Genomic DNA, 13,785 nt, shown 5'->3' on the forward strand with positions numbered 1-13,785 from the left:
ATGAACAATATCAAAATTGCATTCAGGAGTTTGAGCAGGAATAAGGGTTTTACCTTTATCAACATTACGGGTTTGGCCGTGGGGCTTGCGGTTTGTATCATGATCATGTTGTATGTAACGCATGAAATGAGTTACGATAGTTTCCACAAAAACGGGAAGCGGATTTATAACCTCCGGGCATCTATAAAGATGGGGGGAAATGTTATGAATATGGCCTACATGAGTTACGCTGCCGGGCCTATCGTAAAGCAAAACAATCCTGTAGTGGAGGATTACATGCGAACAATGGTTTATTTCAGGCCAATGGTGGTGAGCAATCCTGCATCACCCGAAAATAAGTTCGCAGAAAATAAACTGATCTTCGCGGATGCGGGTTTCTTTAATTTTTATTCTTTTAAGTTGTTGTCAGGAGAAGCATCGGAAGCACTTAAAGCGCCATTCTCTGTTGTAATTTCAAAGGATATCGCAAAAAAATACTTCGGTAACACGAATCCTGTGGGCGAAACACTTATTATAAAAACAGATAGTGCCTATACTTACCACATTACCGGGGTAGCCGAAAATGCCCCGTCAAATTCATCTATCGACTTCAACTTTGTAGCGTCTAACACAAGTTTGCTTTCAATGAAAGAAGCATCAATGTATACAGGTTCGCAAGAGATAAGTTTTGGCTCATTTGGGTTGAATTTGCTTTTAAAACATGCTTCGGACACTGCCGCGTTGAGGCGTAACCTGCAGGCAATGGCCAAAAAAGACAAAAGCCTGGGCGAGATGATTTATACTTTATCGCCAATAACTGATACCCACCTGCACATGAACTTTGGCGATTCATCTAACACCAGGTATTTAAAGATTTTTCCGTTGGTGGCTGTGTTGATATTACTGCTGGCATTGGTTAATTACATGAGCCTTTCTACTGCGAGGGCTACTTTAAGGGCCAAGGAAGTGGGGGTGCGCAAGGTGTCTGGGGCAAGCCGTATTAGTATAGCTATGCAGTTTTATGTAGAGTCTGCCTTGTTTGCGGGCATTTCATTCGTGCTGGGTTATTGCCTCTGTTACCTTTGCAAGCCCTGGTTTTTAAATGTGTTGCAGTTAAAGATCGATAACTCGTTTTTATATAGCCCGGTAGTTTTGGGGCTGTTGTTTGCTCTGCTGGTATTAACTGTGTTAATAGCTGGTAGTTATCCATCGCTGGTTTTGTCGGCATTCAAGCCGGTGGTTACACTCAAAGGCAAAATGAGCAGGCAGGCCGGCGGTACCGCGGTACGCAAAGTATTTACCACTTTGCAATTTGCTATATCGGTAGGGCTGATTATTTGTGGTATTATTATCGACCGGCAACTTTACTATTTCAGGCATGCTGATACTGGTATCAACCGGGATAATATTGTAATGTTGCCCGTAGGTACCAACCTGGTGAAAAATTACCAGGCTTTTAAAAAAGACATTGGTGATTTGGCAGGTGTCGGTGAGGTAGCTACATCACATTATGCCATGTACAAAGGTTACGATATGTTTTTTGCTGCCGGCAAAACCAAAGAAGAGAAAAGTATACCTATAGCCAATTTAGTTGCCGATAATAACTTTATCCCTGTTCTTGGCTTAAAATGGAAATATCAGCCTGCGCCAAATACCGAAATTACCGGCCGCAATAAAGTGGTTATTAACGAACTGGCTATAGGGAAGCTGCATTTACCCGCAAACCCGGTAGGCAGTTTCATTAGTGATGGCAATAACAATCTCCAGGTTATGGGTGTACTTAAAAATTTCAACTTTAGCTCAATGGCAGATGAGTTAAGGCCCTTTGCTTTAATTACACTTCCCGATACCTCATCCTTTTGGAAAAAGACCGGATGCAGCCTTTTCGTCAAAATAAATCCCCATACCAATTTGCCAACCCTGTTAGCCAAAATGCAGGGTATCTATAAAAAATACGACCGGGATACACCTTTTGATTACACTTTTATGGACGATGCTTTTAACCAGCAATACAAGGCCGAAGACAGATTGGCCGCCATCTTTAGCTTATTCACTTACATCACGGTGATATTGGCTACGATGGGCTTGTTTGGGCTTGCGGCGTTCACTATCGAGCAGCGCACCAAAGAGATTGGCATCCGTAAAATATTAGGTGCCAGCTTGTCAAAAATAAGTACACTGCTTTCTTTGGATTTTTTAAAACTGGTGCTTTTGTCTGTTATTATAGCTTCGCCGGTAGCCTGGTGGGCAATGCACAACTGGCTGCAGAATTTTGCTAACCGTATCACTATACCCTGGTGGGTATTTACCGCCGCGGGCGGCATTGCTGTATTAGCGGCCATTATTACTGTCAGCTACCATGCAATTAAGGCTGCGCTGGCAAATCCGGTGGATAGTTTGAGATCAGAGTAGGAGCCTCACCCTGAGAATTCTTGATTTGCATGCGGGAAATGTTAAATGTAGTTTTTAAGTCCTCTCCTTTGGAGAGGATTTAGGTGAGGCTTTTATTTTCTTTTGCGTGCAACGTATTTCTTCAAGATGTTGTCTTATAGATAAACCAAACTAAAACATTATGAAAAAGCACTTACTGCTATTTTTTGTTGCCTGCCAAAGCTGTGTTGTTTTTGCGCAAGACTCCAAAATCCCATACATGACCAAACCAATTTCCGGAGCTGTTAAAGATGTTTTTGTAAACACATCGGGCGGAAGTATTACCGTAAGCGGTGCCGCCGGCGAATCGCCACGCGTTGAGGTTTATATCCAGGGAAATAACGGAATCGGCAATATATCAAAAGAAGAAATTCAAAAGCGTCTGGAAAACTACGATCTAAGCGTTACCGTTAGTGGTGGCGAGGTTCATGCTACTGCCAAAAACAAACATAATTTTTCTAACTGGCGCAATTCGTTAAGCATCGGCTTTAAAGTATTTGTACCTAAAAATGTTAACACCAGCCTGAATACCAGCGGTGGCAGCATACACCTGGATAATTTGGATGGTACCGAAAAATTTGAAACAAGCGGCGGCAGTTTGCATGTTGATAAATTAACAGGGATGATTAAAGGCCAAACATCAGGCGGCAGCATTCATGTAAGCAATTCGGGATCAAGCATTGATTTGGAAACAAGCGGCGGTAGTATTGAGGCAAGTAACTGCAATGGAAAAATTCACCTCGAAACCTCGGGTGGCTCATTACATCTTACCGATTTAAAGGGAACTATTGATGCCAACACCAGCGGTGGCAGCATCAGCGCCAACAATATCGCAGGCGAGTTAAAAACAGGTACATCAGGTGGCAGCATCAACCTTAACGGCCTTGCTTGCGCGTTGGATGCCTCAACCAGTGGTGGCAGCTTTCATGCGCAATTTAGCAGTGTGGGCAAATACGTTAAAATCGATGTAAGTTCGGGTCACATTGATATTTCGGTGCCATCCAAGTCGGCCCTTGACCTTGATATGCGTGCTGATAAGGTAGAAGCCAACTTTACATCAAACTTTAGCGGTACTAAAGAAAAAGAAAGAATAGAAGGCAAATTGAATGGCGGCGGTTCATCGTTTGAGGTAAGGGGCAACAGCCGTATCAATCTTAATCTTAACTAAGATCTATATAAAGTAAACAAGTACGCATGGGGGCCTGTTGTTTAACGCGACAGGCTCTTCGTGTTTTAAGTCCTAAGTCCGGAGCCTTAAGTTCTAAGTCAAAAAAGGCAATTCAAACTTTAGATTGATGGTTTAACTTCCGACTTAAGACTCATATCTCTTTCTAAGTAACTGCATCATTCCAACATTGATGTCCCATTGGTTTGATACCGGCATTTTTGTATAAGGCAGTACAGGCATGTAAGGGGAAGGGCCAAACTCGGGTGTAATGGTTAATAACCCGGCGCCGTTTTGCAGGCGCGATTTTACTATGGCATCCCACCACTGCAAATGTGCATCCAGCTCTGGTTGCCATTCGGGGGCATTTGGATCAGAAACCTGTGCAGATTGGGCATGGCCAACGCGCGCGTGAATATGAACAGTCCGGCTGACAGCTATTTTAACCGCTTCTGGTTGTTGTTCCAGCAGGCTTTCAGATACATTACACCAGTGCGAAAAATCTGCGGTTATTAAAACATCGGGGTTATCTGTAAGCAATTGCTTAGCAATATGAGCGGCGAATAGCGCTTTATTCCGGTGTGTTTCATGGGCAATGGTAATGCCGCTTGCAACGGCAATCTCGTTGGCTATGGCAAAAAGCGCTTTGTTTTGCTCGCTTGTGAAATAATCCTTTCCGGTTTGCGAATCAATTAAAACCGGCCGTGCTTTTATTGTGTTTTCCAGGTGCTTGCGGAAACTGGTTTTATGCACCTCAAAATCTTCTTCAAACGACTGGTAATATTGGCCAATCAATAACAGGTTATGCTTTTTAAGCGCATTTAAAATGATGTCTTTTTCCTGTTCATCAAAAGGTACAGATGCTTCAACGCCCTGGTAACCGGCTTCTTTTACTTTAAAACAAAATTCGTCCCAGGGCAATTGTTCAGAACCCCAGCGCGGGCAAAAAAACTTTATTTTCATTATAACATTTATAAGAACGGTGAAAAGATAATCTGTATGGCTAATTTTTATTGTGCGATAAATATATGATTATTTGCCCCACAATATCTTATAACACCAGATCGCTTTCTTTTAAAATTAAATCGAACTTCCTCAATCGGTTTTCGCTTCGATTGTATTTTGGTCGACCCCCAAATTTAAGCTATAGAAACGCACGCGTACTGTAACGTTTCCGCAGGGCTAAAATAACTGCATGTTTTGCAAATTTCTGAATATCAAAATATTATATATTTGGCGCGTGTTTTTAAAGAATAGCAGGGAGGCACCCCAGCAGTACAGTAATCTTATTTTAGGTTTGACTACAGCAATGCCGATAAAAAACTTCCAAACTTGAGAAATTTGGATTTAGTTGATTAGTAATATGCGCTTCGGGATGAGATCCGGAGCGCATTTTTTGTGTTTAGGGTTGGCCTCTTTCAGGCACAATTACAATATCAAGATCTGTTATTTTTTTTACATACAACTCATCAACCAAAATCATCACGATAGCCAGTAAGGGCACCGCCAAAATAATACCCAAAACCCCAGATAATGTACCCATTAATACTTGCGCCAGTATGGTTAAGGCTGGCGGCAGGTTTATCATTTTATTTTGGATGATAGGAGTTACTATGTTGCTTACTATAGTTTGAGTAACCATATACATTAATGCTACTACTATAGCAGTATTTGTACTGATGGTTAAGGCCAGTAATACGCCGGGAATCATGGCTGCCAATGATCCAAAGTTGGGAATAAGTTTAAGCAGGCCGGTAAGCAGGGCAAGCACCAAAGCCACAGGGATGCTCATGATGCCTAACCCGATAGAAAGTAAAATAAATACCAGTACCATAGATAACATCATTCCTTTTAGCCATCCCTTTAGGGCGAAGCTAATCCTATCTATCACCTGGTGGGCGAGCGGTTTGCGGCTTTCGGGCACTAATTTTATCATGCCATCTTTATACAGGTTAGGGTTGCTGGTAAAAAATATCGCCAGGAACAGGATGATATAAATATCGCCCAGCACACCGAAGCTGGTATTAAAGAAGGATTTGGCAGTAGTCATTAAGGCATCTGAGTTATCATCAGCCAGGTATTCCAGGATTTTTCTTCCGATAGGGGTTTCGGCCAGTTTTAGTTTGGCATTACTGATTGTATGCGGAAGCGTATCGCTTAATATAGCTACCTGGTTTGATATTTTAGACCCCATAAACCAAAACAGTACCCCAAGCAACACAAACGTGCCACCGATAGAAATAATCATGCATGTCCGGCGGCGCCATTGGGTTTTCCGTTGGATCATATCGCCCAGGCCATGAAAGTAAACGGAGATGAGCACGCCGGCGAGAACCATTAATAATACGTTAAAAGCAACCCGGGCAATCAGTATCACTACCACCAGCAAGGCTACAATGGCCACGGTTTGCCATACTTTTTGAATATAGGTGGGTTCATCTTGAATGGGTTTACCGGTATATTTATCGTTATTAAGAGCCATATCGTCCTGATTTGAAAAAGAATGTTCAAATAGGGGACAACGAACATCTCCAAAAGTTTTAACAATATCGCAATATTGACTTAATATCAAGACCAAAAGCCCGGGTAGCACTCATTTCTCCATTTACCGGTGGCTAACTCTTTTATCAATCCAGTACAAATGTTGATATCGATCGTGCGGGGAGTAAAACTCCGGGGGTATACTTATTTTGAGAAGCCTGCATATTTACGGACTTATCCCTATTGGTTAAATAAGTGCTAAGCGTTTTGTATTTTTTGGTGGCGTTTTTTAAATCGAGGTTTACCTTTGTATCGGTCGTTCCGCGGTTAACAGCTACTATAACCAGTTTATTGTTCGCACCTTTCCATGCCGAAACCAGGATTTTACTTTGTGTGGCCGGCGCTGTGCCGGTAAGTACGCGAACCATGCCGGGGCGCACAAATAAACTGTAATGGCCCAGGGCCCACAGGTTTTTGGTTACCGTAAATTCGCCGTCTTTAAAATCGGGTTTGGGGTTTAAAGCGATGAGGTAATACCGTGTATTAAAATCGGCGCTGCCTGGTTCATAGGCATTCCAAAATTGCCAGGCGGTAGCATTACCGTCTGTTAAATCGGAGTGAATAACTTTTGCCAAAAACAATGCGCAATCTATCGCGCTACGGTCACCATTTGAGCCTTCTTTAAAACCATCGGCCAACATGCTGTATTCCGATTGCCAGAAGTTCACACCATATTTTTTAGCGGTATCGGCCAGTTGGCTCCGGGTAGCTACCATTGCGCTGTCGGTAGTTTCGGTAAAGTAACTGTGGCCGGCAATTGTTGGCGGTACATGGTTTAATGCTTTAACAGATAATGAACTATTTGTGCCAAAAAAACGCTGAATTTGGTTTGTTGAATTACCACTACCCGAATACAGGTAATTGAGCATGCCCGCTTCGCTTATCAAAATTTTAGTGTTTAATTTCTCTTTATTTAAAACACCGTTAAGTTCATTAACCACATGGTATATTTCGTCGTTTTTCCATGCCGTGCCCTCCTGGTCGCCCTGCATATACGGGCGCGACCAATCCCACTGGGGCTCATTAACCGGGCTGATATAGCTGAAGTGAAGGCCTTCACTATCAAAATGGCTGATCACTTTAGCCAAAAAATTGGCATAGGCGCTATAGGCATCGGCCTTCAGGTTACTGGTAAAGTCTTTTTCTGTTTTATAACCCAGCCCGTTACGCGTAAATTGTATCGGTGGGCTGTTTGAAAAGGCTATGAGTGTTTCTACGCCATAATCATGTGCCTTTTTTAAAAAGAATTGATAACCGGCCTGTTTGTTCCAGTCATAATTGCCGTTTGGGCTTAAAAAGCACTCAGATCTCCTCCTGAAATCTTTAATTCCGCTGCTGTCCCCTTGCTCTGCAGTTCCGGCGCCAATGTTAAAACGCCAGGCCGATAAACCAATTCCCAATGGGTTTCCCAACTTGTCTTTTTGTTTGCTGAATAATAAACGGGCAATAGCCTCCTTCTTTTCGGCGGGCCAGTATTTCCCAATCCCTTCAGAAAACCAACAACCGGATGCGCCTATGTTTTCAATTACCTGCCCGGTTTTGTTTAAGTCGATGTGGACTGTAATTGCTGTATCGGGAGTTTGGGCAACTGTTGAGCAGCTAAAAATAGTTGCCAATAGTAGTGCAATGCCTATCGGTTTAAAAAAGCTTTTTGTTGGTTTCATGTGGGGCAAATATAAGTGTGTATACCCACATTATCGGCTATATCAAAGTACTTTATCCCAATTCTAAATAATCGGGGCTTCCGCGTTATGTTGGGCGTTTTTATGTTTTAAGATTGGGCCTCCCTAACCAATACCCAATAAGTTGCACTGGTAACCGGTTCTAAAAAGGAAGCCGCCGCTTGATATCCCAGCCTGTTATAAAAGGAAATGTTTCTGGGGGTAAAAGTCTCCAGGTAAGTGGGCAAACCCAATTTGTCGGTTTCTTTCAGCACCTCATTTATCAGTTGGGCGCCCAAGCCTTTGCCCTGGAATTCTGGTTTAATGCCAACTATCGAAAGGTACCATGCATCATCGGAAATAAGACCCTTCAGGTTTGAGGACATGAAATTGGTTATTTGCAAATAGGTATCAAGGGCGTCATTGCCTAAATTAGTTTTTAAAAATTCTTTTTTATACTGATGCTTTGCCAATTCAACGTCAGCATTTAAAGGTTTGCTCCAGATGGCAGCGCCGTACCTGTGTTCGCCTCGAATAAACAACAAGCCGTATTCTTTTGCCTCGTACATAGAGTAATCCAGGTATTTTATAAGGGCATCCTGTTTTTCATCATTGCCCGGGATAAACCGCAGCAGCGCGATATAAAACGGATCGGCTTCCAACGCCTGGTATAATGCTTCAGAAAATTCTTTGTATTTAAGAGTGTACATTATCGGTAAATATCGGAAATTATGCAGCATACCGATACGTTAAAATTGAGAATATAGTTGGATGTGGCATGCCCGGTCATGAACAAAAACAGCCCGGAGATTAAATCCCCAGGCTGTTCATTTATAGCTTTCAGCCTATTTTTTCATTACCTTGTTTACAATATCGTTTCCAAAAACAAATACCATCAGGGTAACCAGTATCACAAAGCCCACTATTTGTGCGCGCTCCAGGAACTTATCGCTCAGTGGTTTGCCTTTTATCATTTCCACAATCAGGAACACGGCATGACCACCGTCAAGCGCCGGGATAGGCAACAGGTTCATCAGCGCCAATACCATTGATAAAAAGCCTACCAGGCTCCAAAAGTGCACCCAGTCAATAGTACCGCCAAACAGGTTTGCTATAGCAACAGGGCCGCTTACGGCTTTGTTGAACTTAACATCACCTTTAAATATTTTACCCAGGCCTTTGGCATTATCAGTAAATGTGCTGATAGCTCTTGTCGCACCGATAGGGAAAGATTGAAAGAAACCGTATTTTATGGTTTTTACTTCCGGGAAATCGCTTTTGGGCCTTGCAAAACCAATAGTGCCATCGGCGGTAACCTGCGCTTTTATTGGCAAAATGGTGCTGTTGCGTTTTACGCCCAGGTCAACCAGTTTGCCTTTGTTTGCTGCAAGCTGGCTTTGGATCTCGTCAAAAAATACAACAGGCTGGCCGTTTACTGCCACTACGCTATCGCCTTTTTTTAGGCCTGCTTTTTTAGCATTGCCATAAACCGAATCGACAGAAAATTTGGTACGTGGTACGCGGCTTATAAATTCTTCGATACCATGATCGGCTAAATCGTTTAATATAGTATGCGGTACCGTAATGCTTAATGTTTGGGCACCGCGCACTACAGTGAATACCGTGTTTTCCAGTAATACTTTTGGACTTGTTAAATCGTCAAAACGTACAATCTCTTTACCGTTAACAGCTGTAATTTTATCACCCGGCAATAAGCCTATTTTTTTGCCGACCACGCCTGGTACAATGCCATATTGCGCACTTGAGTTAGGAATATAGCTTTCGCCAAAGCGGATAGTCAGGACCCAAAATATAAGAATGCCCAGTATGATGTTAACTGTAACACCGCCCAGCATTACAATTAAACGCTGCCAGGCTGGTTTTGAACGGAACTCCCAGGGTTGCGGCGGACCGGCCATCTGGTCGGTATCCATCGATTCATCTATCATACCGGCAATTTTTACATAGCCACCTAAAGGCAGCCAGCCAATGCCATATTCAACACCTTTATACGTAAATTTAAACAGGCTGATATTCCACGCGTCAAAAAACAGGTAAAATTTATCTACTTTAATCCCGAAAGCCCGGGCCGTTAAAAAGTGCCCCAGTTCGTGCAGGATGATTAAAATTGAAAGGCCCAGTACAAGCTGGCCTACCATGATCACTATACTCATTCGTTATATTTATCTATTAATAGTTTATTGCCTTTAACGGCAGTTTTTGTATAAAATTTTGCGCAAAGATGCGTGTTTCTTTGTCGGTATTCAAATAATCGGTTATGGTTGGTTGCGATACGAAGGCGATTTGCTGCATACACTCTTCAATCAAATCGCTCATGGCCAGGAAACCGATGCTGTTGGTTAAAAAACCTGCAACGGCAATCTCGTTGGCCGCATTAATAATACAAGGCATGTTACCACCTTGTTTTAACGCAGCATAAGCTAAGCCAAGATTACGAAAAGTTTCCAGGTCTGGTTTTTCAAAAGTCAGGTTAGGGTAGGCGGTAAAATCAAAGCGCTTAAAATCGTTTTGAACGCGGTTAGGGTAGGTAAGGGCGTACTGGATGGGTAGTTTCATGTCCGGCAAACCCATTTGGGCTTTGATTGATCCATCCCTGAATTGCACCATAGAGTGGATGATAGATTGCGGGTGAACCACCACGTCAATCTGATCTGCATCTACATCAAAAAGCCATTTGGCCTCAATCACCTCCAGGCCCTTATTCATGAGCGATGCCGAATCAATGGTGATTTTGGCGCCCATTACCCAGTTAGGATGTTTTAACGCGTCTTCGCGGCTTACACCGGTCAAAAAATCAACGCTGCGGCCACGGAAAGGGCCGCCGGATGCTGTAATGATCAGTTTTTCTACAGGGTTGTTTTCCTCGCCCGTAAGGCACTGGAATATGGCCGAGTGTTCAGAATCTACCGGCAGGATGTTAACCCCATGCTGTTTGGCTAAAGTGGTTACAATTTCGCCGGCAACTACTAAAGTTTCTTTATTGGCCAGGGCGATATCTTTACCCGCCTCTATAGCAGCAATCGTCGGCTCCAAACCTGCAAAGCCAACCATTGCTGTAAGTACAACATCAATATTAGGATGGGTAACGGTATCAATTATAGCCTGGTGGCCTGCAAGCACCTCGATAGGCAGGTGGGCCAGGGCCTCCTTTACCTGCAGGTATTTGCCGGTATCGCATATAATGGCATACGCCGGCACAAACTCAATAGCCTGGCTAATTAATAGCTCGGCATTGGAGTGTGCTGTAAGTAAAAAAGCCCTGAACAGGTTACTGTTACCCTTTATCACCTCAAGTGTTTGGGTACCTATGCTGCCTGTTGAGCCTAAAATGGCAATGTTTTTTATCTGGTTACTCAATTATAATATCTTTATATAAGAAAAATACCGGTCATCCTAAGCTTGTCAAAACACACGCAGACAGGCCTTTGCACGTTATGCTTCGGCGGACTACCCGTCACATATCCAATTTCCCTGTAATCCTTAGGAATGAAGGATCTATCAACTATGCATGACCGATAGAAAAGTTCGTGAATAGATCCTTCGTTCCTCAGAATGACAGTCTTTATTTTTTAGTGCCATCTCACTTTCATGGTTTCGTTAAATTTTACGATTAACCATGACACTCTTTTTTGATTTGCGAATATAATTATAATACGCTTCTGTTATGCCTGTTTGCCTTTTTCAAGTCTCCCCTTTAGGGGAGATTTAGAGGGGCTTAATATACGCTTTTAACCCATCTGCTATCTTCCTGTCGTTTGATAGTCTTGGCACCTTATTTTGCCCCCCCAGTTTTCCTTCCGATCGCATGTAATTTATAAACGCGTTTTTTTGTAGGCCTTGGATGATCAAAGGTTGCAAAATGTTACCTTCAATCAGGTCAAAATAGTAAATATTTTTCTTTTGCAGGGCTTTGTCCACTTTTATGGCAAAGGCCTGAAGATCGGCGGGCAGTGTTCCAAACTCAACAAACCACTCATGGTAGGGGAGTTGCCCGGCCGGCGGGTTAACCTGTGGCGCTACGGTAAATTCAATTACATCAACACCCTCGGCCTTTGCCACACTCATTAAAGCATGTTCTACTTCTTCGCCAATAACATGTTCGCCAAAGGCCGATATATAGTGTTTAATACGGCCGGTTACAATGATTTTATAAGGGTTTTTAGATATGAATTTAATGGTATCCCCTAAGCTATAACCCCATAAGCCGGCGCTGGTATTCATAATGAGCGCATAATTTTTCTCCAGTTCCACATCTTTGATATTGATGCGGGTTGGATGCTCGTTAAAATATTCATCAGAAGGAATAAACTCGTAAAATATACCTGAGTCAACCAATAAAAGTAAACCGTTCTCCTTTTGCGAATCCTGGAAAGCGATAAAGCCCTCTGATGCGGGATAAGTTTCGATAGAATCAATTTTAAAACCAATACTTTCCTCCATCCGGGCGCGGTAAGGTTCGTAGTTTACGCCGCCATGCACGTACAATTTGAAATTAGGGAAAATATCTTTCACCTTTTTGCCGCCGGCCTTTGCCGAAAGCCTGTCAAAATACATCTGGCACCAGGGCGGTATGCCGCTAATGAGGCGCATATCTTCATTAAAAGTTTCGTCAACTATGGCGTCAACCTTTTGCTCCCAATCTTCAATGCAATTGGTTTGGTAGCTGGGCAGCCTGTTTTTTTGAAGATAGGCGGGTACATGGTGAGCAACAATGCCCGAAAGCCTTCCTGTTGAAACGCCATTCTTTTCGGCTAAAACCGGGCTTCCCTGCAGGAATATCATTTTGCCATCCACAAAATCGGCGTTGCCGGTTTCGTGGATATAAGCAAGCAGCGCGTTTCGGGCGGCTTTAATATGCTGGGGCATGCTTTCTTTTGATATCGGGATATATTTTACACCCGATGTTGTGCCCGATGTTTTGGCCAGGTATTTTGGCTTGCCCGGCCATAGTACATTCTCTTCGCCTTTTACAATCCTGTCTATATAGGGGCGCAGGTCTTCATAATCATGAATAGGTACGTTTCGCTTAAAATCTTCGTAACTGTTGATCTGTGAAAAATTATACGCTTTACCAAAGGCGGTATCCTTTGCCTTGTGGATAAGACTGCTAAATGTATTTTGCTGCAAAATAAGGGCATTTTTACGCAGCTGATTAAGCTCCCTGTTTACCAGGGCTGCAAAAACTTTGCTCAATACAGATTTAAGGCCCATTTGTTAATTGGTTTCGGACAGGTCATCGTCTACATCCAGGTGGCTGTAAACTAATTTACGGTAGGTAACCATAATAATTACCTGGATAAAAGGGAAGGTTAGCAAAAACCAGCAATAAAAAGCTAACCTGAATATGAACCCTCCCTTTTCATCAAGTCCGGTTAAATTTATGATCAGGAAAACAGGTATCAATGCTATAAAGAGTATGCCTATTATAATAATAAAGATGCTAAGCGTTTTAAAGAAGTTATCCTTGGTTATTTCGAAACTTTGTTTGAGCGATTCTATAGGCGCCGAATCATCGTCAACAATAAAGCAGATACAAAATATACTGCGCAGACTTATATAGAGGATAATCAATAATTCTATCGTCTGAAATATGCTTTCCAACCCCAGATACCGTTGGGCCAATACGTAGAAGAAGAATAATATTGCAACGAAAAAAGCTGTTAAAAAGCCGATAATAACAAAGTTAAATGTCATTTTAGCCGATGGCAAAATATCTTTAAATTCAAACTCATAATATTCCTTGTCCATTAAGGTTAATATGAGTTTGTAAAAGCTTAAACCAATAAAGCACTGCGTTATCAACGCTATGAAGAAGAAAATAGTGGTAGTAAGGTAATCGCCAATTAAGAAAAAAGTCTTAAAAAAGTCAAGCACCTCATTTATAAACAGCGAAATAACCGAATACACAACAAGCGGCACAAAATTTTTCTTTAAAATATTCCATGCAGTTTTAATGGTTTCTGCAACAGAAAAGGTGTGGTACATAGG

Annotated in this window: 10 protein-coding genes; 2 read left to right on the forward strand and 8 right to left on the reverse strand. The window is 42.5% G+C overall.

What is annotated here, in order from left to right; all coding sequences use genetic code 11:
* Both BMX56_RS16825 and BMX56_RS16830 read left to right on the forward strand, forming a co-directional pair.
* On the forward strand, positions 1-2,391 hold the full coding sequence (locus tag BMX56_RS16825; protein WP_090650530.1) for an ABC transporter permease: 2,391 nt from the start codon (positions 1-3) through the stop codon (positions 2,389-2,391).
* Positions 2,392-2,551: 160 nt separating this feature from the next.
* Positions 2,552-3,577: a DUF4097 family beta strand repeat-containing protein gene (locus BMX56_RS16830; protein WP_090650532.1), complete on the forward strand. Its 1,026-nt coding sequence runs from the start codon at positions 2,552-2,554 to the stop codon at positions 3,575-3,577.
* A gap of 144 nt (positions 3,578-3,721) precedes the next feature.
* Here the strand turns inward: BMX56_RS16830 and BMX56_RS16835 are convergent, their stop codons facing one another.
* From BMX56_RS16835 to BMX56_RS16870, 8 genes are all read right to left on the reverse strand, one after another.
* Positions 3,722-4,537 (reverse strand): sugar phosphate isomerase/epimerase family protein, encoded by an 816-nt coding sequence (locus BMX56_RS16835; RefSeq protein WP_090650537.1) that lies wholly within the window; start codon positions 4,535-4,537, stop codon positions 3,722-3,724.
* Between the two features lie 439 nt (positions 4,538-4,976).
* A complete protein-coding gene (locus BMX56_RS16840; protein WP_090650540.1) occupies positions 4,977-6,056 on the reverse strand; it encodes an AI-2E family transporter in 1,080 nt (359 codons plus the stop codon).
* A 145-nt stretch (positions 6,057-6,201) separates the two neighbouring features.
* The gene (locus BMX56_RS16845; RefSeq protein ID WP_090650543.1) at positions 6,202-7,779 is read right to left on the reverse strand and encodes a glycoside hydrolase; all 1,578 of its coding nucleotides are present in this window, start codon (positions 7,777-7,779) and stop codon (positions 6,202-6,204) included.
* Positions 7,780-7,886: 107 nt separating this feature from the next.
* A complete protein-coding gene (locus tag BMX56_RS16850; protein WP_177183839.1) occupies positions 7,887-8,486 on the reverse strand; it encodes a GNAT family N-acetyltransferase in 600 nt (199 codons plus the stop codon).
* A gap of 135 nt (positions 8,487-8,621) precedes the next feature.
* Positions 8,622-9,950 (reverse strand): RIP metalloprotease RseP, encoded by a 1,329-nt coding sequence (gene rseP / locus BMX56_RS16855; protein WP_090650548.1) that lies wholly within the window; start codon positions 9,948-9,950, stop codon positions 8,622-8,624.
* 16 nt (positions 9,951-9,966) lie between these two features.
* On the reverse strand, positions 9,967-11,154 hold the full coding sequence (locus BMX56_RS16860; protein WP_255369860.1) for a 1-deoxy-D-xylulose-5-phosphate reductoisomerase: 1,188 nt from the start codon (positions 11,152-11,154) through the stop codon (positions 9,967-9,969).
* A gap of 348 nt (positions 11,155-11,502) precedes the next feature.
* Positions 11,503-13,008: a GH3 auxin-responsive promoter family protein gene (locus BMX56_RS16865; RefSeq protein ID WP_090650551.1), complete on the reverse strand. Its 1,506-nt coding sequence runs from the start codon at positions 13,006-13,008 to the stop codon at positions 11,503-11,505.
* A gap of 3 nt (positions 13,009-13,011) precedes the next feature.
* The gene (locus tag BMX56_RS16870; RefSeq protein ID WP_090650554.1) at positions 13,012-13,782 is read right to left on the reverse strand and encodes a glycerophosphoryl diester phosphodiesterase membrane domain-containing protein; all 771 of its coding nucleotides are present in this window, start codon (positions 13,780-13,782) and stop codon (positions 13,012-13,014) included.
* Positions 13,783-13,785 lie beyond the last annotated feature (3 nt).

Origin of the sequence: Mucilaginibacter sp. OK283, from assembly GCF_900110415.1 — a bacterium.
Taxonomy (GTDB): domain Bacteria; phylum Bacteroidota; class Bacteroidia; order Sphingobacteriales; family Sphingobacteriaceae; genus Mucilaginibacter.

What these genes read in the sequence shown, in the direction of transcription:
- BMX56_RS16825 (WP_090650530.1), top strand. Translation starts at nt 1, where the DNA reads ATGAACAATATCAAAATTGCATTCAGGAGTTTGAGCAGGAATAAGGGT.
- BMX56_RS16830 (WP_090650532.1), top strand. Translation starts at nt 2,552, where the DNA reads ATGAAAAAGCACTTACTGCTATTTTTTGTTGCCTGCCAAAGCTGTGTT.
- BMX56_RS16835 (WP_090650537.1), bottom strand. Translation starts at nt 4,537, where the DNA reads ATGAAAATAAAGTTTTTTTGCCCGCGCTGGGGTTCTGAACAATTGCCC.
- BMX56_RS16840 (WP_090650540.1), bottom strand. Translation starts at nt 6,056, where the DNA reads ATGGCTCTTAATAACGATAAATATACCGGTAAACCCATTCAAGATGAA.
- BMX56_RS16845 (WP_090650543.1), bottom strand. Translation starts at nt 7,779, where the DNA reads ATGAAACCAACAAAAAGCTTTTTTAAACCGATAGGCATTGCACTACTA.
- BMX56_RS16850 (WP_177183839.1), bottom strand. Translation starts at nt 8,486, where the DNA reads ATGTACACTCTTAAATACAAAGAATTTTCTGAAGCATTATACCAGGCG.
- rseP (WP_090650548.1), bottom strand. Translation starts at nt 9,950, where the DNA reads ATGAGTATAGTGATCATGGTAGGCCAGCTTGTACTGGGCCTTTCAATT.
- BMX56_RS16865 (WP_090650551.1), bottom strand. Translation starts at nt 13,008, where the DNA reads ATGGGCCTTAAATCTGTATTGAGCAAAGTTTTTGCAGCCCTGGTAAAC.
- BMX56_RS16870 (WP_090650554.1), bottom strand. Translation starts at nt 13,782, where the DNA reads ATGTACCACACCTTTTCTGTTGCAGAAACCATTAAAACTGCATGGAAT.